The following is a 25,873-nucleotide window of genomic DNA, read 5'->3' on the forward strand; positions in this document are numbered from 1 at the left end:
CGAGCGAAGTCGAGACACTGCGCGCAACGTGTCTCGACTTCGCTCGACACGAACGGATGGAAGGTTTGCTACTTCTTGCTCCACCCCGCAGGCGGAGCTTTATGCAATCGCGCTACCGGTGTGATCGCGCGGATCTTGCGCGCAAAGCTGCGCAGGCACACCTCGCTTTTGCCGATTGGCCCCGCGCCATAGCTGGCCGAAGCCATGCCCTGCTGGATGCGCTCGATCAGCCAGGTGTCTTCCTTGTTGACCACCCGGTTGATCCGCCAATTGGCATAGCGGACCAGCTTCATCTCGCGGCGTTTGTCATCCGGGGTAAAGGCATCGGGCAGCGTGAAGCACATCTCGCGCAGCACCGTGGTCGTAGGCGTCAGCGGCAGCCACTGCATGAAATCGATCTGGTCTGCATAGATATCGAACGCCATGTTCGGCCAAAGCTTGTAATAGAGCCACCGCCGCTGCGATTCCTGCGGCAAGTGCGGAACGTGCGGCAAGTGCGCTTGATAGAACCGCTCCCAGAAATTGGCCGAAGGCTTGTCGACCAGATCGCCCTTCATGCGGTCGCCCCAACCGTGGTTCGAAATCTCGTATGACTTGCCGAATATGCGCGTCAGGCCATCGTGCGCCACGGGAATGTGCAGATTGTCGGAATAGTTGTCGCCAACATTCTTCCAGTTCACCTCACGCTCACGCAGACGCACATCGCCGATCCGGCGCATGTCCGCAAAGCGATAGGGCGCAACCTCTGCCTCGAACGGTGCCATCATCTCGGCTACGCTAGGGAAGCCGCCATCGACCAGCCGCACGAACACGAAACCCTGCCAGATTTCGACCGAAACCGCCGCAAGGCCATTCTCTTCCAGCTTGAGCGCCGGATAATCAGACTTCATCGGCACGCCCGACAATCTGCCGTCCGGCTCGAACGTCCATGCATGATAAGGGCAGACCAGCTTCTTCGCGCAGCCCGAAGGCCCCTCGACCAGCCGCATCGCGCGGTGGCGGCAGACGTTGGCGAAGGCGCGGATCACGCCATCATCGCCCCGGATCGCGATCACGCTTTCACCCAGATAATCCAGCGTCCGGTAATCGCCTGGCTGCGCAATATCGCTTTCATGGCACACGATCTGCCACGATGGGCGGATCACCCGCTCCATCTCCGCCCCGAAGTATTCGGCATCGGTATAGAGCCAGCCCGGCAGGCTCCAGTCCGCGTCGGGATCGACCTCGTCTGATGAGATGTGCCGGAATGCCCCGGAAAGATCGTCCATATGCCCGAATCCAGAATTGCTTGTTGAACATTCGTATAACAACGCGCAGAATGTGCAAGCCATGCGTGAACAAGCCTCCTCCCCCGCATTTCGCCGCGCCGAGCCGGATGCACGGCGGCTCAGCCTGATCGAGGCCTGCGCCCGGGTATTGGCAAAAAATGGCCCGACCGGTGCCAGCGTGAGGGTCATCGCGCTTGAAGCAGGTGTCTCTGCGGGTCTCGTCGGCCACTACTTCGGCGGCGTCGATGCGCTGGTCGCGGCAACCTACGACCACGTCGATGCACAGGTTTCCAAAGCTCTCGACAATGCCGTTGCCACCGCCGGAGCAGTCCCACACGCAAGGCTGGAAGCTTTCGTCACCGCCAGTTTCACCCCGCCGATTGCCGATCCGGCCCTGCTCGCCACATGGATTGCGTTCTGGAGCCTCGTCACCACCCGCAAAGACATCGCCCGCCAGCATGATGAACAATACGCCGCCTACCGCGCGCGGCTGGAAACGCTCTTGGGGGATTGCGGCGTGCCAAAAGCCGACCAGCGCCTCCACGCCATCGCGGTAACGGCCATGGTCGATGGCCTGTGGCTCGAACTCTGCCTCTCCCCCGGCTGCTTCTCCGGCGGGGAAGCCCGCGAAATCGCCCGCCGCTTCCTCGCCACGATCACAGGTCGGTGATCAGGCTCAGGCAGGGTAGCGGCAACTAGACCATCACAGGACGCTGGGGCGTTCCATCCACCCCAAGCAAGGTATTGATTTGGACCTGTACCGGTTTTACGCCGGTCACCTGAGCGTTTAAAGCTCGCAACAGGAGGCCGAAGCCTCGATCGAACAGCACGCCGGGACCGTTGTTTTGCTACATCCCGCTGCCGAAGACAGGATCATAGGACCGGATGCGGCGACTTTGACGAGTGGCGAACAAGGCGAATACTGTTCGCGCGGTTATGCGGTGATGCTGGGGTACCGAGACGATCCTAACAGGACCACTGAGACCATCGACGCCGGATGCATTCGGGCGATGTCGCGACGATCTTAGCGGCAGGCTATGTGCGCATCACCGGCCGACCGGATCAAGGACATGATTATCCATGGCAGCGAAAGCATCTACCCGCGTGAGATCGAGGAGGTCCTGCTCACATATCCGCATGTGGCGGGCGCACACTTATTTGGTGTTACGGACAACAAGTTCTGCAAGGAGGTTTGCGCCTGAATTATTGCGCAAGCCAATGCGGCGCTCTGCGCCAACGACATTCTGGCGCGTTATGGAAGCCGAGTTACACACGGCCTGATCGGGGGCGATGTCTCGATTCAGGAACCGGACAGGCGCAAATTCGAAACGCTCTGTCGCCTAGACCAAATAATCTTAACATCTGCGCGGCCAACCTGTTGCTTACTATTCTGCACGGAAAAATCCTGCCATTTGTGCGGTCCGCACATCGGCCTAATAACCATATAGGTTATACGTAGATTGTGAGAAGTAAGCGGATGACGACCAGTTGGATCGCTCAACGCCCCGCTTAACTCTCATAAAACCTAATTTTATCAAACTAATAGACTGAAATCCCCATAACTCGGCCTGAAATTGCAATAAGCCGCTGTGGTTCAGGTCGGAAAAACCAACTCGTAAGACCCACTTTAGACAAAAAATGCCTGTTGATCCCGAAAACAAACAGGATTTGGGCCCAGCGCACAAGACGTTCTGGCCTTGCAGGAATTGCAACTTGCAAGGCTGATATTGCCAAGTCGCAAATGTTCAGGCTCATTGGATAAATAATTGGGAGAGAACGATTCGGTTATGTCGGCAGCGGGTCAGACTGCAGCGGCAATTGCTGCGGCCCGTGTGGCCCTTGTCAATCCTGTGCGAACGCGCGCGGATTGGGAAGCCATACGCGCTGCCGTGCTTGCCGATCCCGGCACCTTTCATGGTAGCATTGCCGCACAGCGCATCCATTGGTTTGTGGCTGGGCAAGGTAGAGCTGGTTCCTGGCTGACACGCGATGCCGCTGGCACATGGTCGGGCTGGGATGCCGCATCGGGAGAGCCGGTCACCGCCGACGTCCCCGCCGATTTCGCTCCTTGGACTACTGCATTCGACGCATCCAACCCGCCGCACTGGCGCTGGTTTACAGGCGGGCGCACCAACGCCGCGTTCAACGAGATCGACCGTCATGTTCTCGCCGGCCACGGCGATGAAGCCGCTATCATCTTCGAAGGCGACCGTTGGGACATGGCGGCAGACGGCGGGCGCGGCGCGCCGGTCGATACCTTCACTGTTTCGCGCAAGCGGCTTATGCTTGAAGTTGCCAGGTGCGCCGTTGCCTTAGAAAGTCTGGGCCTCAAGGCGGGTGACCGCATTGCGCTCAACATGCCAAGCATCGTGCCGCAGATCTTCTGGACAGAAGCAGCCAAGCGGATGGGCATCGTCTACACGGCTGTGTTCGGCGGCTTCAGCGACAAGACCCTTTCCGACCGTATCGCAGACGCCGGTGCGCGCGTGATCGTGACCTCGGACGGAAGCTACCGGAGCGCGCAAGTCGCTGCGTTCAAGACCGCTTACACCGATCCGGCGCTTGATAACTATGTGCCTGTCAGCACCGCGCTCGCCGTGCTGGCAGCGACCGACCTCGGGCTTGATCCGGCCGACGCCGCCGTCATCCACACGACCGTCGCCGAAACGCTTGCAGGTGAAGTCACGGTCGAACGGTCGGACGTCATGCGCGGCGTCGGCCGTGCGCTCATCAAGCTGGGTGAAGCGGGCCGGATCGCAGCAAGCGATGCAGCGCGCGTGCGGCTCACCATTGCCTCCAGCCTCGTCACGTTGCCGCCGCGCGTCGATACTGTGATCGTGGTGCGCCACACCGCCCAGCCCGATATCGTGTGGCGCGAGGAGCGCGACCGCTGGAGCCACGAGCTTACCGATGCGGCGCTGGAGACCATTCTCGCCAAGGCCGGTGTCGCAAATGTGGATGGTAATGGCGAAGCGGCGCTGCTCGCGCTTCCGGATGCCGATTTTGTGCGCGCGATCTGGGCCTCGTCGAAGCCGCTGCCGGTCGATTCCGATTACCCCTTGTTCTTCATCTACACCTCGGGTTCCACGGGCAAGCCCAAGGGCATTGTCCACGTCCACGGCGGCTACACCGCAGGGATCGCGCAATCGATGCAGGTGGCGTTCGATGCGCGGCCGGGCGATACGATCTTCGTCGTGGCCGATCCGGGCTGGATTACCGGGCAGAGCTATCAGATTTCCGCAGCGTTGCTCTCGCGCGTCACCACGGTGGTGTTCGAAGGCTCGCCGGTCTTCCCGCACGCGGGCCGCTTCGCCTCGATGATCGAGCGGCACAAGATTACGATCTTCAAGGCGGGCGTGACCTTCATGAAGTCGATCATGTCCGATCCCTCGAACCTTGCGGATGTGCAGCGCTACAGCATGGCGTCCCTGCGCGTTGCCACGTTCTGCGCGGAGCCGACCAGCCCCAGCGTGCAGGCCTTCGGCATGGAGCACGTAACCCCGCAGTACATCAACAGCTACTGGGCGACAGAGCACGGTGGTATCGCTTGGACGCATTTCTACGGCAACGCCGATTTCCCGCTCAAGGCCGATGCTCACGCCTTCCCGCTGCCTTGGATTGTCGGCGAAGTCTGGGTTGAGGACGAAGAGGCCAGCCCCGGCAGTGCACCTTTCGCCCGCGCCGGGAGCGAAGGTGTAAGCTGGCGCCGCGCCGCGCCGGGCGAAAAGGGCGAAGTCGTCATTTCCGCCCCCTACCCCTATCTGGCGCGCACCATCTGGGGCGATGTCGAGAATTTTCGTGTCGAGCACGGCAGCGTTGTCGGCGGCTGGACAGGCGATGCCGGGCGTTGGGAAGGCGGCTACTGGGGCCGCTGGCAGGGCGCATGGGCCTATACGCAGGGCGATTTCGCCATCGCGCATGACGACGGCTCGTTCTCCTTCCATGGCCGCAGCGATGATGTGATCAACGTCTCGGGCCACCGCTTGGGGACCGAGGAAATCGAAGGTGCGGTGCTGCGCGACAAGACGCTCGATCCGGATTCGCCGGTCGGCAACGTCCTCGTCGTCGGCGCGCCGCACCGCGAGAAGGGGCTGACCCCGCTCGCTTTCGTCGTGCCCGTCGCGGGCCGCAAGCTGACCGAGGAGGACCGCCAGCGGCTGTTCAATCTCGTGCGCACCGAAAAGGGCGCGGTCGCGGTGCCGGCGGACTTCATCGAAGTCAGCCAGTTCCCCGAAACCCGCTCGGGCAAGTACATGCGCCGCATGGTCCGCGCGCTTGTCGAGGGCGGCGAGCTAGGTGACGTGACCACCTTGCGCAACCCCGAAAGCCTGACCGAGCTCAAGACCGTAATTGACGCATGGCAGCGCCAGCAGCGCCTCTCCGAAGAGCAATCGCTGTTCGAGCGCTATCGCTATTTCCTCATTCAATACAACGCGCTGGATTCCATTGGCGCCCCCGGCAAGCGTGTCGCCACCGTGACCGTCACCAACGCGCCGGTCAACGCGCTGAATGAACGCGCGATCGACGAACTGGTGATCGTGGTCGAGCATCTCGCTCGCAAGGACGATGTCGTCGCGGTAGTGTTCACCGGGCAAGGCACGGCCTCGTTCGTCGCGGGTGCGGATATCCGGCAGATGCTGGAGGAAATCCATTCCCACGATGAAGCGATGGTGCTGCCCAACAACGCGCAGCTTGCCTTCCGCAAGATCGAAACGATGGGCAAGCCGTGCATCGCGGCGGTGCAAGGCGTCGCGCTGGGCGGCGGCATGGAATTCGCGCTGGCCTGCCACTACCGCGTGGCGGAAACCACCGCACGCTTCGGCCAGCCAGAAATCCGCCTGCGCCTGCTCCCCGGTTACGGCGGTACGCAGCGCCTGCCGCGCCTGCTCGCGGACAAGCACGGCGAAACCGGCGTGCGCGATGCGCTCGATCTGATTCTTGGCGGACGCAGCATTGATGCAGCACAGGCCAGCAAAATCGGTCTCGTCGATGCGCTCGCCGATGGCAGCCACGACGCGCTGGCCGAAGCCCACGCACTGGTTCGCGATTTCGTGCGGCATGGTGAAGACAGCACGCTGGGCAAGGCCTTTGCGGCGCGCGAAGCGGCCACCGCGCGGTGGGAGGAGGCTTCCGTCGTCGATCTCGATAGCGTGATGCAGGACGATTTTCTCCAGCGGATCTTGCGCCAGCTCGATTGGGCTGGTCGCGGCACTGCGGGTGCGCAGGCCCTCGATGCGGTGCGCACTGGCCTTGAACAAGGCATGGCGGCAGGTCTGGCGCGCGAGGCCGCGCTGTTTGCCGAGGCGATCATCGATCCCGAAGGCGGCAAGACCGGCATTCGCCAGTTCATGGACAAAGTCAGCCCGCCGCTTCCGGTGCGGCGCGATGGTGTGTGGATCGACAGCGAACATGCGCCTCGCAGCGCCGCGCTTGAAGCCAGCGGCGATCTGCTCCCCGTCGGCTCGCCGTTCTATCCCGGCGTCACCGCGATTCCAGAATGGCAATATGCATTCGGCATCGCGCGCGATCCCGATACGGGTGCGCCCCGGTTTGGCCAGCCCGCCACGCACGAACGCGAGTTGATCGTGAAAGTGCCCGAACCAGCGCCCAACGAAGCGCTGCTTTACATGCTGACCAGCGAGGTCAACTTCAACGATATCTGGGCGCTGACGGGTATTCCGGTCTCGCCCTTCGATAGCCATGAAGAAGACGTGCAGACCACCGGCTCGGGCGGCATCGCGCTCGTCGCCGCACTTGGCAGCGAGACGCGCGCCAATGGCCGGGTGAAGGTCGGCGATCTCGTTACCGTCTATTCTGGCACCAATGATCTGCTCTCGCCGATGGTCGGCAACGATCCGATGTACGCGGGCTTTTCGATCCAGGGCTACGAAACCGAGACGGGCAGCCATGCCCAATTCCTGACCGTGCAGGCCCCGCAGATGCACGCGGTGCCGCCGAACCTGACCTTGGAACAGGCGGGCAGCTATGTGCTGAACCTCGGCACGATCTCGCGCTGTCTGTTCACCACGCTGCAAATCGCACCGGGCCGCACGCTCTTCGTCGAGGGCGCGGCCACGGGCACCGGCCTCGATGCGCTGCGCTCGTCGGTGCGCACCGGCCTGCAAGTGACGGGCCTCGTCTCCAGCCCCGCACGCGCTGCATTCATCACCGGCCAGCAGGGCGCAGTTGGCGCGATCGACCGCAAGGACCCGCGCTTTGCGGACCTCTACACCACGGTGCCCGAAGACACCAAGGCAGCGCGCGCCTGGGAAGCAGCGGGCGCTCCGCTACTGGCCGAATACCAGGCGCTGAACGGCGGCAAGCTGGCCGATTATGTCGTCAGCCACGCGGGCGAAACCGCGTTTCCGCGCAGCTTCCAGCTCCTCGCCGAAAATGGCACTCTGGCGTTCTACGGTGCCTCGTCAGGCTATCACTTCAGCTTCATGGGCAAGCCCGGCGCGGCAAGCCCCGAAGAAATGCTGCGCCGCGCAGCGTTGCGCGGTGGTGAGGCAGTGTTGATCTATTACGGCCCCGGCTCGACCGACTTGCTTGACGACATGGGCCTCGAAATCATCGAAGCCGCCCGCCGCTTCAACGCGCGCAGCGTGGTCGCCACCACGACCGACGGCCAGCGCGAATTCCTCGGCTCGCTGGGCCTTGAAGATGCGATCGAAGGCATCGTCAGCCTTGAAGCGATCCGGCGGCGCGAGGGCGACAACTTCCTCTGGCCCGACACGATGCCCCGCCTGCCCGATGCCAAGGCCGATATCGAGGTTTTCAAGGCGGCGGTGCGCGATTATCAAGACCGCGTGATGAAGCCGTTCGGCAGCGCGGTTGGCAAGATCCTGCGCTCAGCCGACAACCCGCGCGGCGCGCCCGATCTGGTGTTCGAACGCATGGGTCAGGACACGCTCGGAGTCTCGACGTCGCTGGTTAAGCCCTTTACCGGCCGCGTCGTGTTTTCGGAGGACATGAGCGGCGGGCGCTTCACGTTCTATGCGCCACAAGTCTGGACCCGCCAGCGCAAGATCCTCATGCCCACGGCCTCGATCCTCGGCACGCACTTGTGCAATGCCTACGAAGTTTCGCGCATGAACGACATGATCGCGGCGGGCCTGCTTGAAGTGACCGACCCTGAGGTCGTGCCATGGGACGGCCTCCCCGAAGCGCACCAAGCGATGTGGGACAACCGCCATTCAGGCTCGACCTACGTCGTTAACCACGCCCTCCCCGCAATGGGCCTTCGCAGCCGCGATGCGCTGCTTGAGGCCTGGGCGGTAAACGAAGCAGGCGCGGACGACTCCTAGACGCACGCGATCTATCGCACCGCGTTAGCGCGGCCCCCTTTCAAGCTGCCCTCCCCAGGCTTTGGACACCGCAATCGGCGCATACTTGGCGCCTTAAATCTTGCAGGAGAGTGACATGGCCAAGGCAAAGACCAATGGGGCAGCAGCAGTGACAACAGGCGGACGCCTTGCGGGCAAGATTGCGCTTGTTACCGGCGCGGCGGGCAATCTGGGCGGCTACATCGTGCGCCACTATCTGGCCGAGGGCGCGACAGTCGTTATGACAGGGCGCACTTCCGAGCGGCTGGAGGCGGCCGCCACTGCCATGCGGAAAGCCAGCGGCGTTGACGAAACCCTCCTTGCCACCGTTGTGCTCGATGGCGGCGATCCGCAGTCGGTGCGCGATGGCATTGCCGATGTCGTCAAACGTTTCGGCAAGATCGACATTCTCGTCAACAACGCGGGGTCCGCCGGTCCAAAGCAGACCATCGAGCAGCTGCCGTTCAGCGCCGAAGAGCTCGCTGCGCTCCAGAAAAAGGGCTCGACCGACACCGAAACCGTGGGCGCGGCCATGCGCAACATCTTCGGCGTGGCATGGAATATTGCGCGCACCGCTGCCTCGGCCATGGGTGAAGGCGGATCGATCATCAACGTCTCGACGATCTTCTCGCGCACGCCCTATTATGCGCGTTCCGCCTATGTGGTGCCCAAAGCGGCAATGAACGCATGGTCGCGCGAGTTATCGCTTGAACTTGGCCCCAAGGGTATTCGCGTCAACCTCGTGTTCCCCGGCCCGATCGAGAGCGAGCGCATCCGCACGGTCTTTGCCGCGATGGACAACCTGCGCGGAGACGATCAGGGGACCACGGCGCAGACCTTCTTCGACATGATGTCGCTGGAGCGCAGCGTGAACGGCGCCCCGAAGGCCAAGACTTTCCCTGTGCCCGATGACATCGCCTCAACCTGCGTGTTCCTCGGCAGCGACGAATCCGCTTCGTATAACGGCCACGATTTCGAGGTCACGCATGGCATGACCGTGCGCAAGGAGGAGCGCTCGACCTATCTCGCGCGTCCGACCATGCGCTCGATGGATGGCGCCGGTCTTGCCATCCTCATTGCGGCGGGTGACGACTGGGAAGATGCGATGGAGATCGCCAAGATCCAGATCGCCTGCGGCGCAAGCGTGCTGCTCGGTCTGCCGCGCCAGACCGATGCTTCCATCGCACAAGCGCGGGCGAAGGCCGAAGGCATTGGTGAGGCGCTCACCATAGTACGGATCAACCGCACCGAACCCGCGATGACCGAGGCGGCGTTAGCGCGCTATACCGAGGCCCATTCGCCGATAACCGGTGCCATCATCCTCCCCGCCTTCGCTCGGGGCGAACTGACCGGCAAACTCGTCGACATGTCGGACGAGGAAGTCGCAGCCTTTATGGATGTCGAGTTGGTCGGCGCTATGGCGCTCGCCCGCGCACTCAGCCGCTATTGGAAGCGACACGATTCGCTGCTCCAGGCACCGCGCTTCATCTTCATGTCGAATGTCAGCGACGGGCGTGAGAACGTCTATGCCAATGCATTGCGTGCCGCGATCGAGCAACTGGTTCGGCTGTGGCGCTATGAGTCCGAGATTGATGTGGCCCACGGACGGCGGCGGCAAGTCGAGTGGGGCAACCAGATCGTGCGCTTCACCAATGCAGAAGCCGAATGCACACGCTTTGCCGCAGGTCATGCTGCGCGCGTGCTGATCAAGGAAAGCAAGATCGGCGAAGTCACGCTCTATGTGCCGCGCAGCATTGGCGAGGCCACAGGCGCGCGCAAGGCGATGCCGGGCTTCAGCGAGAACATCACCGGGCTGCATCTGGGCAAGGTGGCGCTGATCACCGGCGGTTCGGCAGGGATCGGCGGCCAGGTCGCCCGGCTCCTCGCGCTTGCGGGCGCCAAGGTGATGATGGTGGCGCGGCGTGAAAGCGAACTCGCGGTGGCCCGCGCGCGCATTGTCAGCGAACTGGAGGACATCGGCTTTGCCGGGGTCGAACGCCGCGTGCAGACCATGGCAGGCATGGACGTGAGCAATCTCGACAGCCTCAAGGCCGCCGTTGACGCCACAATGAAGGCGTTCGGCCGGATCGACTATCTGATCAACAACGCGGGTGTGGCCGGCGCGGAAGAGATGGTCGTGGATATGAGCCTCGACGCGTGGAACTACACGCTCGACGCCAACTTGATCTCGAACTTCACGCTGATGCACCACGCTGTGCCGATCATGAAGGCGCAAGGCTCGGGCTATGTGCTCAATGTCTCGTCCTACTTCGGCGGCGAAAAGTACCTCGCGGTCGCCTATCCGAACCGCGCGGACTATGCCGCGTCCAAGTCTGGCCAGCGCGCGATGGTGGAATCGATGGCGCGGTATCTCGGGCCGGAAGTCCAGTTCAACGCAATTGCGCCGGGCCCAGTCGATGGCGACCGTTTGGCGGGCACTGGCGGAAAGCCAGGTCTGTTCGAGCGGCGCGGCAAGCTGATCTTGGCGAACAAGCGGCTCAATGCGGTCCATGCGGCTGTGGTCAAGTCGCTGCGGCGCGGGGTGCGGGTGGAAGCGCTGCTCAGCCGCCTTTCGCGCAATGACACAGTGCGCATGTCGCACGATACAAACAACCCGCGCGAAATCCGCGAGCTGGCGCTGGCCTGCGCGCGCGAGGGTGACGGCCTGTGCACCTGGGACCGCTATCTCATGACGCCAGATATCGCGGCCAAGCTGGTTTCGCGGCTGCGCAGTGCTGGCTATTTCCTCGATTCCCCAGAATGGGCCGAACGGCCCGATACGCCGGAAGCAAACAGCAACTGGCTGCTCAAGACCCCGCCCGAGGACCAGCCTTTCCTGCCCGCTGAAAAGATCGCGGTGGAAGCCAAGAAAGTCGGCACCGGCGTGCTTTCGCAACTGTTCCTCGGCAAGATGCCAACCGAAACCGACGTCGCGCAGGCCACCGTATTCTTCCTCGCCGACCGCGCCGTCTCGGGCGAAACGTTCATGCCCTCGGGCGGCCTGAGCGTGGAACGTTCGACCACCGAGCGCGAACTGTTCGGGAGTCCCAAGCAGGAGCGGCTCGACCAGATGCGAGGCCGCACAGTGTGGCTCATCGGCGAGCACCTGACCGACTACCTTGCGGAAACTGCGCGCGAATTCATAAGCGAATGCCACGTTGCGCGCGTAGTGCTGATGACCAGCACGGCAGCCGGGTTTGCCGCGATCAAGGAGGCGCTCTCCGATATCGAGGATGCGCCGCTTGAAATGGTGCTGCTGGAAGGCGGCGTCGAAGCCGCGATGGACAGCTCGCTTGCGCAATGGGGCCATCCGACGACGATCGTCTCGACCCCGCTGCAGGCGCTTCCGACCAAGCTCTTCGCCACAGATGCACTGCTCACGCCAGAGGAATTCCGCGGCCTTGTGGCCGACAACCTCACCACGCATTTCCGGGTGGCGCGCAAGGCATCGCTCTATGATGATTGCCAGCTCGTGCTGGTTTCGCCCGATGTGCCGATGGGCGACAAAAGCCCGGCGTTTGCTCTGGCCAACTTCATCAAGACGACGCTGCACTCGTTCACTGCCACCCTCGCGGTGGAAAACGAGCGGCTGGTCCACGGCGCCCCAGTCAACCAGATCAACCTCACCCGCCGCGTGCGTTCGGAAGAGCCGCGCGATCTGGATGAGCATCTGGAAGAAGTGAAGCGCTTTGCCCGCGCGGTACTGCTGGTCGGCACTCCCCTCCCCGATGCCGAGGATTCGCGCTATCGTGCGCGGATCTATCGCGGGATGTCGATGACGGTGTAGCGGGATAGGGTAGCAGGACGATTTGATGGACTACCTTGCGTTTGAAAAGCCGGTCGAGGCCCTCGCAAAGCGTGCAGCGACCTTGCGCGCTTCCGGGGGACGGGAAGATGAATCCGCGATGCTTGATGAGCGGGCCACGCGCCAACTCATCGACATCTACGCGCGACTGACACCGTGGCAGCGTACCCAAGTCGCGCGCCATTCCGCGCGGCCGCACTTTGCGCACTACGTGCAAGGCCTGTTTGATGATTTCCTGCCGCTGGGAGGTGACCGCAACTTCGGCAACGATCAGGCTATCATCGGTGGCTTTGCGCGGTTTGGCGGGCGCGCAGTTGTCGTCATCGGCCATGCCAAGGGGGAGGACACCACATCGCGCCTCAGGCACAATTTTGGCATGGCGCGGCCCGAAGGCTACCGCAAGGCGATACGCCTGATGGACTTGGCCGACCGGTTTGGCATGCCAGTGATCACGCTGGTTGATACCCCCGGCGCATTTCCCGGAGTCGACGCCGAAGCGCGCGGACAGGCCGAGGCCATCGCGCGCAGCACAGAAAAGTGCCTTTCGCTCGGCGTGCCATTGATCGCGGTGATCGTGGGCGAAGGCGGATCAGGCGGCGCGGTGGCGCTGGCGTCGGCCAACCGCGTGCTTATGCTGGAGCATTCGGTCTATTCAGTGATCTCACCCGAAGGCTGCGCCTCGATCCTCTGGCGGGGCGCAGACCGCGCTGCTGATGCAGCCGAAGCGATGAAAATGACGTCAGCCGATCTGCTCCAGCTTGGTGTGATCCACCGTATCGTCTATGAACCGGCCGGCGGCGCGCACCGCAACCATGCCGAGACTATCAAGCGCCTTGCCAACGCGCTACGCACAGAACTCGGCGATATGGCAACGCTTAATGCCGAAGAGCTGCGCACCGAACGCTGGAATTTCTTCATGCAACTGGGCGAACTCTGAGAAGTCAAGCGGCAGGTTTTGTGGCAATACCCGACACTCACCATTCGTTTGACTGGCCCCTTATAGCAACCTGCTGTGATCCTGAGATGCTGATAACGCTCTGCCATCGGCGCGGCTGGTGGCGTTCAATGCCGTAACTCGAACAACGCTTTTGCTGCAAGGAATGTGGAAACCGGAATGTGCGGTGTGGTCCAGTTTCGAGATCAGGTGACCGCTAGCGTTCAGGGCCAGCCGCCCTAAGCCGCGCCATCTTTCAGGGTGTTTTTAAGGGCAATTCCCAAAATCCTCTAAATTTTCCAATGAAATCAAGAGGAATTGGCGGAGAGGCAGGGATTCGAACCCTGGATACGGTCACCCGTATGCCGCATTTCGAGTGCGGTGCATTCGACCACTCTGCCACCTCTCCGCGAAGTGTCCTTTGGGTGCCTGTGAAGGCATTACCCGGTCGAGGAAGCGCGCGGTTAGCGCATGGTTTCGGTCTTGCCAAGCAAAAAACGGCAACCTTTTCCATTGGCTCGCTTGTTTGCAGCGCGGCATGCGCCTATATGAGGGACATGGACCGTGCGAGTTTCTTTTCGCCTCAAGCCGGACGCGATATTTCGGCTCCCCCCGTCTCAACGGCGCGCTTCTCGATTGGTGAAGTCGTGCGGCATCGTACGTTCGGCTTTCGCGGCGTGGTGATCGATGTCGATCCCGTCTTTGCCAATAGCGAAGAATGGTATCAATCGATTCCCGAAGACATCCGCCCGCTTCGCGACCAGCCCTTTTACCACCTCCTCGCCGAAAATGACGAGAGCAGCTATGTGGCCTATGTCAGCCAGCAAAACCTGCTGGGCGATGCCGATGCAGGGCCGGTGGATCACCCATCGATCGAAGAGATGTTCGATGGTTTCCGCAATGGACGCTACCACCTGCACCGCAGCCTCTCGCACTAGGAAGTAGCGGAGGGACGTCCCCCCGTTCAGCTTTTCAGCTTCCAACCGGAACGCAACACAACATAAAGCAGCGCTGCCAGCGCCAGATTCAGCACGCCCAAGCCAATCGCGCCATGCAGAACCGCCAAGTTGGTATCGCCAATATCGCTCTTGCCCAGAAAGCCGAAGCGGAAGCCCGAGATCACATAGAAAATCGGATTCGCCCGGCTGACCGCCTGAAACGCGGGCGCAAGATTATCAATCACGTAAAACGTACCTGAAAGCATCGACAGCGGCGTGATCACAAAGTTGGTGATTGCAGCGTTATGATCAAACTTTTCTGCCCAGATCGATGTCAGCACGCCGATTTGCGCCAAGAGAATTGAGCCCATCAAACCGAACCAGATCACGGCCCAAAGGTGCGCCACGTGCAAATCCACGCCGGGCCACAGCAGCATCGCACCAGCCACAGCAAAGCCCACCAACACCGCGCGCGTCACGGCTGCACCGATCAGCGCACTCATCAGTTCACCGGTGCTGATCGGCGGCATCAGATAATCGACAATCGTGCCCTGTATCTTGCCGCCCAGCAGGCTGAAGCTGGAATTGGCAAAGGCATTGTTGATCATCGCCATCGCAATCAGGCCGGGAGCCACGAAGCTGGCAAAGTTCACACCCAACACAATCCGGCTGCTGCCACTGGCTCCACCGCCCAGTGCCAGCGTGAAGATCATGAGATAAAGCAGGGTTGTTACCGCCGGTGCCCAGATCGTCTGGGTCTGCACCTTGAAGAAACGACGGACTTCCTTCATATAGAGAGTCCACAGCCCCAACTTGTTGAAGCCGCGAAACACCGGCTGCCCGGGTGGAGTGAAGGTTTCGGCGTTGCGGGGATCCGCGTTGTCGGTGATTGCCCCATCCCGGGGTGACGATTGAATGGCCATGCCGAGTGCGGTATCGCGCGGGCAAGGCAATGGCAAGAATTGCCGACCGGGCAATGTTGCCCGGACAGAAGAAAACGGTCGGGCACCGCCCCTCCGCATGAAGGACGTTTGAAGGCATGAGCTGGACCGAAGAGCGCATCGAAAAGCTGGCGAAGATGTGGGAAGGCGGCTCGACCGCCAGCCAGATCGCCGAAGAGCTTGGCGGTGTCAGCCGCAATGCTGTTATCGGCAAAGCCCACCGCCTGGGCCTGAAATCACGCCCTTCGCCTGTAAAGGCCAACGAGAAGACCGAGGCACCGGTCGTTGCGACAGCGCCCAAGGTGGCAAAGCCCACGCCGCCACCTGCACCGGAACCGAAGATGGCCGTGCCGCCGCGCCCGGCGCCAACGCCCACTCCTCCCCCGGCACCGCGCGCCGCTGCGCCAACGCCTGAACCGCGCGATGTTACTGCGGAACCCGGCACGGATGCGCCGGTGCCCAAGCAGATGCCGCGAATCGTTTCGGTCGGCCCCGGTGGCTTTTTGCGCCAAGGCCCCGGTGATCAGCAGGCCCCGATTCCGCCAGCGCCGCCGCGCCGCCTCGTGCCCGCTCGTCCCAGCCCTGAAATCTCGGACAAGACCAGCCTGCTTGATCTCAATGATCGTATCTGCCGCTGGCCGATGGGCCACCCGGGCGAACCTGATTTCCACTTCTGTGGTGACAAAGTGAACCCCGGTTTCCCCTATTGCGTCGATCATTGTGGCCGCGCCTATCAGGCACAATTGCCACGCGGACATCGCCGTCCTCCACCGCCAATGCCGTTTGGCGGCCCGCGCGTTCGTTAAAACTCGGGTATTTTCCCTCGGGACAATACCGGATCGCCAAATTCCGCGCGCCGCAGTGGTTAATTCCCTGCGGCGCGCGTCGTTCTACTGTGCATGAATCACGAACAATCAGCGCGCGGTTCGCGGTCCCGTTTGCTCAAATGGCTTGGCCTGTCGGGTGACGAGCAAGCACATGAACCTGTGCCCCCGGTCGATGCCGATGCTTTTCGTGATCCCACGACACGCGAAATCTGGTTGCCTGCCAAGCGCCGCATGATCGGCAAAGTGGCTGATTTCCTCATCGATCATGATCTTGAAGTAATGCCCCGGACACTGGGCATCGCATATGATTGCATCACTGGCGGCAATCCCAAGCTAGCGCAGGCCATCCTTGAACGCACCGAAGCGGGCCTTCCGGTCACGCTCAAGTGGCTCGAACAGATGCAGCGCGAGGCAGAAGGCGAAAGCAGCGCCGAGATGCTCGCCGCGCTGATGACCCGGCTCGAAGAAAGCCTGCAAGAGTTCTCGCGCACCACCAACAGCGCCCGCAGCGCCACCAGCGAATATGGCGCAGCGTTGCAACAGCACGTGGATGATCTCGAACAGGTCAGCAAGGCCGGCGTGGTCATCACCGAACTCGCCTCGCTGGCGCGGGCGATGATGAGCCGCACGCGCGAAATCGAACAGAACCTTAATGAATCCGAGAAGCGCGCGTCCACCCTACAGCAAAGCTTGGACGAGGCCCGCCGCGTCGCCGATGAAGATCACCTGACCGGCCTTCCCAACCGCCGCGCCTTTGAAGTGATGTTCGACAAGGAGATTGAAAGCGCCAAGGAAGCGGGCGATGCCCTTTGCGTCGCCTTTGTCGATATTGATCACTTCAAACGCGTGAACGATACCCATGGCCACGCGTCGGGTGATCGCGTGCTCAAAGTGGTCGCCGAAACGCTCAGCCGCATTTCTAACGCCCGCTGCCACGTGGCGCGGCACGGGGGCGAGGAATTTGCCGTCATCTTCCGCGCAATTACGCCCGAAAAGGCATGGCAACGGCTGGATGGTGCGCGCGAAGAGATCGCCGAAAGACGCCTCGTCAATCGGGCAACCGACATGCCGTTTGGCAAAGTCACCTTCTCGGGCGGCATTGCTGACGTGTTCGCCTATCCGTCCAAAAGCGAAGCTTTGCGCGCAGCAGACGCGGCGCTCTACACCGCCAAGCAGTCAGGCCGGAACCTGATCAAGCTGGCAGGCCGGGACCCGCCGCCCCTGCAAGACGCGGCGTAGGCCTGACTTTTACCTAGCGATATTGCGAATTCTGGCTGCGCTGGAACGTATAACGCGCCACATTGCCATCGATCATGTCCTTCTTGAACACCACGCGCATTTCCTCGGCCCCTTCTTCGCGGGTGCAGACAAGGCGCGTGCCACCCGATGGCAGGGTTTCAATCGCGCTGATCGAAACGCCCGCCTTTTCACAACTCGTGCGGACTTTGGCTTCTGGCAGGCGAAGATTCATGGCGCGGCTCATACGGTCGTCCTTTGATAGGAAATATCGGGAAATTCGGGGGCACCCATAAGGCGCGACCAGCCATTGGCGGCGTTCGCACCTTCAGCCTGCTGCCAGGCGTGAATGCGCTTGGCCACCGAACCTGCCGATTCAAGGTGCTGCGTGCGCAACGTGCAACAGGTGGTGATCATGGCGCGCATCAACGATTGTTGATGTTCGGCATATTGAAAATTGAGGTCCACAGCGGACTCCCACTTCGTAAGCGGGAGCGCATTGGGTCTCTCAGCCGATGATGCCTACAGTGGTCGTCTCATCGATGGGCAGAGCATAGACGCAAATTGCCGAAATGGCAACTTGCGCCCGCCGGGGCAGCCTCAGCCGCGCCCGCGATAAGACGCCACACCCTGATCGGGCAGCCACAGCCCCTCTGGCGGTGCGCCCGATTGCCAGAACACATCGATTGGAATGCCGCCGCGCGGATACCAATAGCCTCCGATGCGCAACCATCGCGGGTTCATTTCGGCAAACAACCGCTGGCCAATTCCCACCGTCACATCTTCATGAAAGCCCGCATGGTTGCGGAATGATCCGAGGAAAAGCTTCAAAGCCTTTGATTCGACGATCGTTTCACCCGGCGCATAATCGATTACCAGATGCGCAAAATCGGGCTGTCCGGTGACCGGGCACAGCGAGGTAAACTCCGGCGCGGCAAAGCGGATCATGTAAAGCGTGCCGGGGCGCGGATTGGGCACATAGTCCAGCGCCGCCTCTTCAGGGCTCGCGGCAAGCGCGCTGGTTTTGCCAAGGTAGATCGGTCCTTCGCTGGCCATGTCGTAAATGTCCTCAATTCCGGTCAAGCTGCCCCGCGATGGGCCAAAAAGCGCTTAACGCCCATGCACCGCCCGCCGCCTTTGGGCAAGCAGGTGACACTTGCCCCTTGGTCCAGTGCCCCTTGATCTGGATTTTGGCAAAAACACTTTTTGCCAAAACCATTTTTTGATCTCGACGCCCACCAGTGCCGGGGTTAGTCTGGAAACCTGCGAACCCGCGTCAGATGGGTCGCACACAGCAGGTAGGAGCATAGAGAACCATGGATTCACTGGTGTCTACCCAGTGGCTCGCCGACGAAATGGGCGCGAGTGACCTTCGCATTGTCGATGCGACAGCATTTTTGCCAGAGCATGGCCGCAATCCTTTGCAGGAATACGAATCGAGCCACATTCCCGGCGCGGTGTTCATGGACTTGGCCGACATTGTCGATAGCGCCTCGCCTGTCCCCAACACGCTCCCCCCGGCAGAAAAGTTCGCCAGCCGGATGCAGGCCTTGGGCCTCGGCGATGGCAGCCGCGTGGTGATCTACGATGATAGCCCGGTCAAAACCGCCACCCGCGCATGGTTCATGCTGACAATGTTCGGCGCGCAAAACGTCGCGCTGCTCGATGGCGGCATTGCCAAGTGGAAAGCCGAAGGCCGCAAGTGCGCCCAAGGACTTGAAAAGCTGCGCCACCGCCACTTCACCGTCTGGTCCGATGATAGCCACGTCCGCACCAAAGCCGATATCCTCGCCAACCTTACCAGCAACGCCGAACAAGTGATCGACGCGCGCGGCGCACCGCGCTTCACAGGTGCAACCCCCGAAGCCAACCCCGCCCTTGCCAGCGGCCACATCCCCGGCGCACGCAACCTGCCCTACGCCACCCTGTTCGCCCCTGATGGCACGTGGAAATCGCCCGAAGCTATCAAAGCCCTGTTCGAAGCCGCCGGCATAGACCTCGCCCGCCCCCTCATCTCCTCCTGCGGCTCCGGCATGACCGCCAACGTCCTGATCTTCGCCGCCCACCTGATCGGCAAGAACGACGTTGCGCTCTATGATGGTTCGTGGAGCGAATGGGGGCTCGATCCGGAAACGCCCAAGGCGACCGGGGCGGCTTGATTTGGGGATGGATGCAACGAGTCAACAAGCTAATAGAGATTGGCGTGATGGACTCTGAACCGAATATCTTGAACAAGATGAGCAGAGGCTAATTCACAGGGGTGTTTCTGATCCAATGTCTGACGGCGATCAAGGCACGAGAACTGCATTCGTAATTTCACTTTTATCGGCAGCTTTAGTCCTCTTCGGAACACTATTTTACGCTTTCCAAATCGGCGCTCAAAAAGGGCGCTACGAGGCTGATTCCATTGGCTACGCCGCATATTATCACCAAGACACCCAACAACAGATCGCTCATTGTTGGAGCAAAGCGGGTGGAGATGCTGCACTTGAATGCGTGAATGAGGCCATTGAATCCAGTCACGAGAGCAAGCGCAGCGAACTAGAGCTTAGCGCCCAACGGCAAATGTCCGAATGGGCATTCTGGGCGCTGGTAGTCTCCATTTGCTCGTCGCTTGTTACGGCTATCGGGACTTATCTGCTCTACCAGCAAATCATACTCACCAGGCGGGCCGTCAAAGATACTGGTGATGCCACTAAAGCTATGGTGCGCCAAAATGAAATCGCATTCGAGAAAGAGCGTGGACACCTCAAGTTTATCAATTGTTCCGCAAACATAGCTCTTGGTCGAATCAGCGTTTATTTGAAATTTCAAAACATCGGCGCGTCAGTCTCTGAAATTTACGGAGTTTCTTGGTCTTTTCGAGATGACCCACTTTTCCAAGACTATGTCGAAGAGCCTGCTGAGGGCATTCAAGTTAAAATTGCTTTGGATAGTCTAGGTGAATTGACGCTTAGGTCTGAGACTCCTGTTGTGGCGCCAACCTTTTTGATTGGCCATGTCCTCTACAAGACTGCAGGTGCGAAAGGTTTAAAAACATACTTTAGTGCTCAAATATCTGATGGAGCAGGAAACTACGGCACGAATCTTGTCACAACGGTATCCGACCAGTTCCAGCCGAACGACACATAGAGGATCGCGCAACACCTAACCCCATGACACCCGCCCCTTCCCTCTGCTATCGCCTTCCGCATGAGCAGTTCTGACGATTTCGACGCCCTTGCCCCTGCCACGCGCGGCGTTTTGGCGGGGCGCACGCCTGAGTGGACCGGGACGCCCGGGCATCCCGGTGCGGTGGTTAATCCGGCGGTGTGGCGGGCTTCGACGCATCTTTATCCCGATATGGCGGCGCTGCGGGCGCATCCGGCCAATGTGGACGGCAACTTCTATTACGGGCGGCGCGGCGGCCCCACGCAGTGGGCGCTGGCCGAGGCATTGACGCAGTTGGAGCCGGGCGCTGCGGGCACAGTGCTTTATCCCTCCGGTGTCGCCGCCATTGCGGGCGTGATGCTCGCCGTGCTGCGGCCCGGCGATGTCTTGTTGATGACCGACAATGCCTATGAGCCCAGCCGCGCGATGGGGCGCGGATTGCTCAAGGATTTCGGCGTTGAAACGCGCTGGTTTGATCCCACCAGCCTGGCCTCGTTCGAAGCCGCCTGCTGCCCGCGCACCAAGGCCGTGCTGCTCGAATGCCCCGGCAGCCTGACGATGGAAGTGCAGGACGTGCCCGCGCTCACCGCCGCCGCCAAAGCGCGCGGGATCGTCTCGGTACTGGATAATACATGGGCCTCATCGCTCGGCTTTGCAGGCCTCAGCCATGGCGTAGACATCACCGTGATGAGCCTGACCAAGCACGTTTCCGGCCATTCGGATTGCATGATGGGCTCTGCCAGTGCGGGCGCAGAATGGTATCGCAAGCTGCGGCTTCGGGCGCAGGGGCTGGGCAATGTCGTCTCGCCCGATGATGCCGCGATGATGCTGCGCGGGCTTCGCACGATGAAGCTACGGCTCGATGCCGAAACCGCCTCTGCGCTGGCCATCGCGCAATGGTTGCAAAGCCGTCCCGAAGTCGCGCGCGTGCTTTGCCCGATGCTGCCGGGATCGCCGGGGCATGATCTGTGGCTGCGCGATTTTACCGGCGGCTGCGGCTTGTTCAGCTTCGTGCTCAAGGGCGGCACATCGGCGGCGCGCGATGCCCTGATCGATGCACTTGGCCTGTTCGGCATCGGCTATTCATGGGGCGGGTTTGAAAGCCTCGCCACGCCGGTTGATCCGGCCCCCATCCGCACCGCCAGCGCATGGCCACTCGCGGGCATGGAACCATCCGACCAGTTCGGCATCCGCCTGTCGATCGGGCTGGAAGACACCGCAGACCTGATAGCCGACCTTGACGGGGCGCTGGCGGTTTGGGCCGCCCATGGAGATTGCGCGTGATCGCATTAAAGCAGCAAATCGCCGAAAGCATCCGCTTGTTGAATGCCATCGGCTTCGATATCGGCACTTATCACATTTCTGTTGGGGGTGCGCTGCGCATCCTGATCGTGGTGCTGCTTGTCTTTGTTCTGGGCCAGTTGGTGAGCAAGCTGGTGCGGCGCATGTTCCGGCGGATCGACAGGCTGGACCGCACCCAGCAATTGCTGGGGGAGAAAATCGCCTCCATCGCAGTCTGGGCGATCGCAATCCTTGTCGGCATCGATATCCTCGGCATCAATCTGACCGCGCTCACCGTGTTTTCCGGCGCGTTCGGCCTTGCCATCGGTTTCGGACTGCAAAAAACATTCGGTAATCTGATCGCCGGGATCATCCTGTTGATGGACCATTCGATCAAACCCGGTGATGTCATCGCGGTAACAGACGGCAAGGGCAATTCGTTTGGCGAGGTAAAAAAGATCGGTATCCGCGCCGTATCAGTCACCACGCGCGACAACCGCGAATACCTGATACCGAATGAGAACCTGATGACACAACAGGTTGAAAACTGGACGCATTCCTCGCGCGAGGTTTCCATCAACATTCCGGTTGGCGTGGCCTATGGCAGTGACCTCGATCAGGTGGAAAAGCTGCTGCTCGAAGCTATCAGCGCAACCCCGCGTGTGCTGAACTTCCCTTCCCCCGGCGTTCTGCTTTCCGCTTTTGGCCCGAACAGCATCGATCTGATCGTTGTGGTCTGGATCGATGATCCCGAAGCCGGCATCGGCAACGTGCGATCCGATGTGCTTTGGCGAATCTGGCGGTGTTTCAAGGACAACGGCATCGAAATCCCGTTTGCGCAGCAGGATATCACCCTGAAAGACAGCGGCGCATTGCACCGTATCGCAGATGCCCTGGCAGAAATAGGAAAGCCCGACGACGGGCGGGGCTAAAGTTGATCTAGGGCTGCGACAATCCATTCTCGCTGGTCACTTGGCCCGGCAACCCCCATCTGCTCTCCATGAGCAAACCCGTTTCAAGAATCGGAACCGTATTCCTTGTCGGCGCAGGTCCTGGCGATCCGGACCTGTTGACGCTGCGCGCCGCACGTCTGGTGATGAACGCCAAGGTGCTGGTGCACGATGGACTGGTGGATCCCGCGATCCTTGCCATGGCGCCGAAAGGCTGCCGGATGATCTCTGTCGCCAAGCAGCGTTCACGCCACACGATGCAACAGAACGATATCAACGCACTTCTGGTGCGTGAAGCTTTGGCGGGCCATGATGTCGTTCGCCTGAAGGGCGGCGATCCCTTCGTGTTCGGTCGCGGCGGCGAAGAGGCCGAGGATTGTTTTGCGGCAGGCGTGCCGGTGCAAGTCGTCCCCGGCATCAGCGCAGCGATGGGCGCTGCGGCATCGGCCATGATACCGCTGACGCACCGCGATAGCGCCAGCATCGTCAGCTTCGTGGCGGGCCAGTGCAAGGGGCTGACCGATCAGAACTGGGCGGGCCTTGCAGGCGTGGGCCGCACGCTGGTGATTTACATGGGCGTCGCCACGGCAGACGCGATAGCCGAAAAGCTTATGGCTGAAGGCCTAGCGCCCGATATGCCGGTCGCCGTCGTTGAAAACGCCGCGCGTCCTGAAATGCGCGTGCTGCGCGGGGCCTTGGCGGGCCTTGGCGTGGTGGTTGCGACCAACAAGATCAAGAGCCCTGCCCTCATCATCATTGGTGAGGTTGCAGGCCGGGGAGACATGATGGAATTGAAGAAAGTTATGGAGATGGCGGTATGAAGATCATCACCGGAAATGATCTGCGCACCGGCGATGTGATCTGGTGGACCGGCAAGGGTTGGTCGCGCTTTGTGAACGATGCGGTTGCCGTCGGTGATGATGCAGAAGCCATCATTGCGCAGCAAAACGCCACACAAGTGGTCACAGACACCCACGTTATCGATGCAGAAACCACCGCTGACGGGGTGCGTCCTGCCCATATCAAGGAACGCGTCCGCGCTTTGGGCCCAACCGTGCGGATGGACCTTTCGCTCAAGCCTGGCGATCCAGCCGCCGCAAAGTGGGTGATCTGACATGTATCAGTATGATAACTATGACCAATCGATGGTCGATGCCCGCGTTGCGGAATTCCGCGATCAGGTGCAACGCCGCCTCGCCGGTGAACTGACCGAAGATCAGTTCAAGCCGCTGCGCCTGAAAAACGGTCTCTACCTCCAACTCCACGCCTACATGCTCCGCGTCGCCGTCCCCTATGGCACGCTCAGCAGCCGCCAGATGCGGATGCTGGGCGATATCGCGGACAAGTATGACCGTGGTTACGGACACTTCACCACACGCCAGAATATCCAGTACAACTGGATCAAGCTGGAAGACGCGCCTGATATCCTTGCCGATCTCGCCTCGGTCGAGATGCACGCGATCCAGACCAGCGGAAACTGCATCCGCAACACCACGTCCGATCAATTCGCGGGCGCGGCGGCGGATGAACTGGTCGATCCCCGCCCTTATGCCGAACTGCTGCGCCAGTGGTCGACGTTCCATCCGGAATTCGATTACCTGCCGCGCAAGTTCAAGATCGCCATCATCGGTTCGGAAACTGACCGCGCAGCGATGAAGCTGCACGATATCGGCATCCAAATGGTCAAGAACGATGCTGGCGAAATCGGCTGCAAGTTCTTCATCGGTGGCGGCATGGGCCGCACGCCGATGATCGCGCCGGTAATTGGCGATTTCGTGCCGCCATTGCAGATGATCTCGTATCTTGAGGCAGCCTTGCGCGTGTATAACCGCTATGGCCGCCGCGATAACAAGTACAAGGCGCGTATCAAGATCCTCGTCCATGAAATCGGCGCGGACGAATATCGCCGTCAGGTCGAGGAAGAATTCGCCCACATCCTGACACTCGGCCTTGAACCGCCAGCGGCAGAACTGGAGCGAATCAAGGGCTTCTTCGAGCAGCCCGGCTTTGATACCAACGCATCGGACGATCTGGACTTGTCCGATCCCGATTTCGCGCTGTGGGTCGATCAGAACACGCATGCTCACAAGCGGGCAGGCTATACCATCGTCAACATCAGCCTGAAGCCCATCGGCGGCATTCCGGGTGACGCGACAGCGGACCAAATCCGCCTGATGGCCGATCTGGCGCTTGACTATTCGTTCGACGAACTGCGCGTAACCCACGCGCAGAACATCGTCCTGCCGCATGTCAAGAAGGCCGATCTCTACACGATCTGGCAGAAGCTTGACGAAGCAGGCCTTGCCAATGCCAACCTCGATCTGATCAGCGATATCATCGCCTGCCCGGGTCTGGACTATTGCGCGCTGGCCAATGCCCGTTCGATCCCTGTGGCGCAGAAGATCTCGGAACGCTTTGCCGATCTGGGTCGCCAGCGTGAATTGGGCGAATTGAAGCTGAAGATATCGGGCTGCATCAATGCTTGCGGCCATCACCACGCAGGCCACATCGGCATTCTGGGTGTCGACCGCAAGGGCGTTGAAAACTACCAGCTCTCGTTCGGTGGCAGCGAAGGCGCTGATACCTCGCTCGGCACAATCACCGGCCCCGGCTTCAACGAAGATGGCGTCGTCGATGCGGTGGAAAAGGCGACCGACGTCTACCTTGCCCAACGCACCGAAGGCGAGCGCTTCCTCGATACTTACCGCCGCATTGGCATGGCCCCGTTCAAGGAGGCGATCTATGCCAAGGAGACTGCAAATGGTTGAGCAGACCTTGCGTTACCGCAACGATGAACCTGTCAGCGATCCTGCTGTCCCGGTTGAAGCTTTCGCCGATCAATCCAACGCCACTGCGGTGCGGATTGAACCGGGCGAAGATGCGCGCGCGCTTCTGCCGCACCTTGACCGTCTCGCTCTCGTGGAGGTGAACTTCCCGGCCTATGGCGATGGGCGTGGCTATTCGGCAGCGCGTATCTTGCGCGAACATGGCTATGCTGGCGAATTGCGCGCGGTGGGTGATGTGCTGGTCGATCAGCTTTCGCACATGCGCCGCTGCGGCTTTGACAGCTTTGCCCCGCAGCAGCCCATCACCGCCGAAGCCGCCGAAAAGGCCTTCGCCACTTGGCCCGACGTCTATCAAAAGACCGTCGATGGCCGCCCTGCGATCTGGGCAAAGCGCCACCCCGCGTAAAGCCCCAAAGCCGAACCTACTGGACA

The 25,873-nt window shown here is 61.1% G+C and carries 20 protein-coding genes and 1 tRNA gene; 15 read left to right on the forward strand and 6 right to left on the reverse strand.

From position 1 onward, the window contains the following. Window positions 1-68 precede the first annotated feature (68 nt). Complete coding sequence (locus IP81_RS00900) at window positions 69-1,268, reverse strand: aromatic ring-hydroxylating dioxygenase subunit alpha (protein WP_054106098.1); 1,200 nt, start codon at window positions 1,266-1,268, stop codon at window positions 69-71. 61 nt (window positions 1,269-1,329) lie between these two features. On the opposite strand from IP81_RS00900, the gene IP81_RS00905 reads away from it, so the two are divergent. From IP81_RS00905 to IP81_RS00920, 4 genes are all read left to right on the forward strand, one after another. Continuing rightward, the gene (locus tag IP81_RS00905) at window positions 1,330-1,938 is read left to right on the forward strand and encodes a TetR family transcriptional regulator C-terminal domain-containing protein (RefSeq protein WP_054106247.1); all 609 of its coding nucleotides are present in this window, start codon (window positions 1,330-1,332) and stop codon (window positions 1,936-1,938) included. Between the two features lie 1,117 nt (window positions 1,939-3,055). Further along, entirely contained in the window at window positions 3,056-8,575 is a 5,520-nt protein-coding gene (locus IP81_RS00910; RefSeq protein ID WP_054106099.1) for an AMP-binding protein, read from the forward strand. Window positions 8,576-8,690: 115 nt separating this feature from the next. Further along, window positions 8,691-12,380 carry an SDR family oxidoreductase gene (locus IP81_RS00915; RefSeq protein ID WP_054106100.1) on the forward strand — a complete coding sequence of 1,230 codons (3,690 nt, stop codon included), beginning with the start codon at window positions 8,691-8,693 and terminating at the stop codon, window positions 12,378-12,380. Window positions 12,381-12,402: 22 nt separating this feature from the next. Beyond that, window positions 12,403-13,335, forward strand: coding sequence for an acetyl-CoA carboxylase carboxyltransferase subunit alpha (locus IP81_RS00920; RefSeq protein WP_054106101.1), 933 nt, complete (start codon window positions 12,403-12,405; stop codon window positions 13,333-13,335). Between the two features lie 316 nt (window positions 13,336-13,651). On the opposite strand, the gene IP81_RS00925 is transcribed toward IP81_RS00920, so the two are convergent. Then, a tRNA-Ser gene (locus IP81_RS00925) sits at window positions 13,652-13,741 on the reverse strand. 148 nt (window positions 13,742-13,889) lie between these two features. Between IP81_RS00925 and hspQ the strand changes: the two genes are divergently transcribed. Continuing rightward, the gene (hspQ, locus tag IP81_RS00930; RefSeq protein WP_054106102.1) at window positions 13,890-14,270 is read left to right on the forward strand and encodes a heat shock protein HspQ; all 381 of its coding nucleotides are present in this window, start codon (window positions 13,890-13,892) and stop codon (window positions 14,268-14,270) included. Between the two features lie 26 nt (window positions 14,271-14,296). Here the strand turns inward: hspQ and IP81_RS00935 are convergent, their stop codons facing one another. Then, window positions 14,297-15,193 (reverse strand): ABC transporter permease, encoded by an 897-nt coding sequence (locus IP81_RS00935; protein ID WP_054106103.1) that lies wholly within the window; start codon window positions 15,191-15,193, stop codon window positions 14,297-14,299. 116 nt (window positions 15,194-15,309) lie between these two features. Between IP81_RS00935 and IP81_RS00940 the strand changes: the two genes are divergently transcribed. Together IP81_RS00940 and IP81_RS00945 are read left to right on the forward strand one after the other, a co-directional pair. Continuing rightward, entirely contained in the window at window positions 15,310-16,017 is a 708-nt protein-coding gene (locus IP81_RS00940) for a GcrA family cell cycle regulator (protein WP_054106104.1), read from the forward strand. A gap of 93 nt (window positions 16,018-16,110) precedes the next feature. After that, complete coding sequence (locus IP81_RS00945; protein ID WP_231626191.1) at window positions 16,111-17,277, forward strand: GGDEF domain-containing protein; 1,167 nt, start codon at window positions 16,111-16,113, stop codon at window positions 17,275-17,277. Window positions 17,278-17,290: 13 nt separating this feature from the next. Here the strand turns inward: IP81_RS00945 and IP81_RS00950 are convergent, their stop codons facing one another. The 3 genes from IP81_RS00950 to queF all read right to left on the reverse strand — a co-directional run bounded on the left by IP81_RS00950 (window position 17,291) and on the right by queF (window position 18,330). After that, the gene (locus IP81_RS00950) at window positions 17,291-17,521 is read right to left on the reverse strand and encodes a hypothetical protein (RefSeq protein WP_054106105.1); all 231 of its coding nucleotides are present in this window, start codon (window positions 17,519-17,521) and stop codon (window positions 17,291-17,293) included. Continuing rightward, window positions 17,518-17,742 (reverse strand): hypothetical protein, encoded by a 225-nt coding sequence (locus IP81_RS00955; RefSeq protein WP_054106106.1) that lies wholly within the window; start codon window positions 17,740-17,742, stop codon window positions 17,518-17,520. The genes IP81_RS00950 and IP81_RS00955 overlap by 4 nt, the downstream gene beginning before the upstream one ends. 132 nt (window positions 17,743-17,874) lie before the next feature. Then, window positions 17,875-18,330 (reverse strand): preQ(1) synthase, encoded by a 456-nt coding sequence (queF, locus tag IP81_RS00960; protein WP_054106107.1) that lies wholly within the window; start codon window positions 18,328-18,330, stop codon window positions 17,875-17,877. Window positions 18,331-18,590: 260 nt separating this feature from the next. On the opposite strand from queF, the gene sseA reads away from it, so the two are divergent. The 8 genes from sseA (at window position 18,591) to IP81_RS01000 (ending at window position 25,847) form a co-directional block, all read left to right on the forward strand. Next, window positions 18,591-19,433, forward strand: coding sequence for a 3-mercaptopyruvate sulfurtransferase (sseA, locus tag IP81_RS00965; protein ID WP_054106108.1), 843 nt, complete (start codon window positions 18,591-18,593; stop codon window positions 19,431-19,433). A gap of 115 nt (window positions 19,434-19,548) precedes the next feature. Then, window positions 19,549-20,406 carry a hypothetical protein gene (locus tag IP81_RS00970; RefSeq protein ID WP_054106109.1) on the forward strand — a complete coding sequence of 286 codons (858 nt, stop codon included), beginning with the start codon at window positions 19,549-19,551 and terminating at the stop codon, window positions 20,404-20,406. Window positions 20,407-20,466: 60 nt separating this feature from the next. Next, window positions 20,467-21,708 carry a cystathionine beta-lyase gene (gene metC / locus IP81_RS00975; protein ID WP_054106110.1) on the forward strand — a complete coding sequence of 414 codons (1,242 nt, stop codon included), beginning with the start codon at window positions 20,467-20,469 and terminating at the stop codon, window positions 21,706-21,708. Continuing rightward, a complete protein-coding gene (locus IP81_RS00980) occupies window positions 21,705-22,637 on the forward strand; it encodes a mechanosensitive ion channel family protein (RefSeq protein WP_231626192.1) in 933 nt (310 codons plus the stop codon). The genes metC and IP81_RS00980 overlap by 4 nt, the downstream gene beginning before the upstream one ends. A 68-nt stretch (window positions 22,638-22,705) precedes the next feature. Next, entirely contained in the window at window positions 22,706-23,476 is a 771-nt protein-coding gene (gene cobA / locus IP81_RS00985) for a uroporphyrinogen-III C-methyltransferase (RefSeq protein ID WP_054106112.1), read from the forward strand. Beyond that, window positions 23,473-23,769, forward strand: coding sequence for a DUF2849 domain-containing protein (locus IP81_RS00990; RefSeq protein ID WP_054106113.1), 297 nt, complete (start codon window positions 23,473-23,475; stop codon window positions 23,767-23,769). Before cobA ends, IP81_RS00990 begins: the two co-directional genes overlap by 4 nt. 1 nt (window position 23,770) lies before the next feature. Further along, window positions 23,771-25,423 (forward strand): nitrite/sulfite reductase, encoded by a 1,653-nt coding sequence (locus tag IP81_RS00995; RefSeq protein WP_054106114.1) that lies wholly within the window; start codon window positions 23,771-23,773, stop codon window positions 25,421-25,423. After that, window positions 25,416-25,847 carry a DUF934 domain-containing protein gene (locus IP81_RS01000; protein WP_054106115.1) on the forward strand — a complete coding sequence of 144 codons (432 nt, stop codon included), beginning with the start codon at window positions 25,416-25,418 and terminating at the stop codon, window positions 25,845-25,847. The genes IP81_RS00995 and IP81_RS01000 overlap by 8 nt, the downstream gene beginning before the upstream one ends. Window positions 25,848-25,873 lie beyond the last annotated feature (26 nt).

Source organism: Novosphingobium sp. AAP83 (assembly GCF_001295795.1).
GTDB lineage: Bacteria > Pseudomonadota > Alphaproteobacteria > Sphingomonadales > Sphingomonadaceae > Novosphingobium.

Bases quoted from the DNA above. Each gene is read 5' to 3' on its own strand.
- IP81_RS00995 (WP_054106114.1), top strand. From the start codon at position 23,771: ATGTATCAGTATGATAACTATGACCAATCGATGGTCGATGCCCGCGTT.
- IP81_RS00940 (WP_054106104.1), top strand. From the start codon at position 15,310: ATGAGCTGGACCGAAGAGCGCATCGAAAAGCTGGCGAAGATGTGGGAA.
- IP81_RS00935 (WP_054106103.1), bottom strand. From the start codon at position 15,193: ATGGCCATTCAATCGTCACCCCGGGATGGGGCAATCACCGACAACGCG.
- cobA (WP_054106112.1), top strand. From the start codon at position 22,706: ATGAGCAAACCCGTTTCAAGAATCGGAACCGTATTCCTTGTCGGCGCA.
- IP81_RS00970 (WP_054106109.1), top strand. From the start codon at position 19,549: ATGTCTGACGGCGATCAAGGCACGAGAACTGCATTCGTAATTTCACTT.
- IP81_RS00945 (WP_231626191.1), top strand. From the start codon at position 16,111: ATGAATCACGAACAATCAGCGCGCGGTTCGCGGTCCCGTTTGCTCAAA.
- IP81_RS00950 (WP_054106105.1), bottom strand. From the start codon at position 17,521: ATGAGCCGCGCCATGAATCTTCGCCTGCCAGAAGCCAAAGTCCGCACG.
- IP81_RS00900 (WP_054106098.1), bottom strand. From the start codon at position 1,268: ATGGACGATCTTTCCGGGGCATTCCGGCACATCTCATCAGACGAGGTC.
- IP81_RS00990 (WP_054106113.1), top strand. From the start codon at position 23,473: ATGAAGATCATCACCGGAAATGATCTGCGCACCGGCGATGTGATCTGG.
- queF (WP_054106107.1), bottom strand. From the start codon at position 18,330: ATGGCCAGCGAAGGACCGATCTACCTTGGCAAAACCAGCGCGCTTGCC.
- IP81_RS00915 (WP_054106100.1), top strand. From the start codon at position 8,691: ATGGCCAAGGCAAAGACCAATGGGGCAGCAGCAGTGACAACAGGCGGA.
- metC (WP_054106110.1), top strand. From the start codon at position 20,467: ATGAGCAGTTCTGACGATTTCGACGCCCTTGCCCCTGCCACGCGCGGC.
- hspQ (WP_054106102.1), top strand. From the start codon at position 13,890: ATGGACCGTGCGAGTTTCTTTTCGCCTCAAGCCGGACGCGATATTTCG.
- IP81_RS00910 (WP_054106099.1), top strand. From the start codon at position 3,056: ATGTCGGCAGCGGGTCAGACTGCAGCGGCAATTGCTGCGGCCCGTGTG.
- sseA (WP_054106108.1), top strand. From the start codon at position 18,591: ATGGATTCACTGGTGTCTACCCAGTGGCTCGCCGACGAAATGGGCGCG.
- IP81_RS00905 (WP_054106247.1), top strand. From the start codon at position 1,330: ATGCGTGAACAAGCCTCCTCCCCCGCATTTCGCCGCGCCGAGCCGGAT.
- IP81_RS01000 (WP_054106115.1), top strand. From the start codon at position 25,416: ATGGTTGAGCAGACCTTGCGTTACCGCAACGATGAACCTGTCAGCGAT.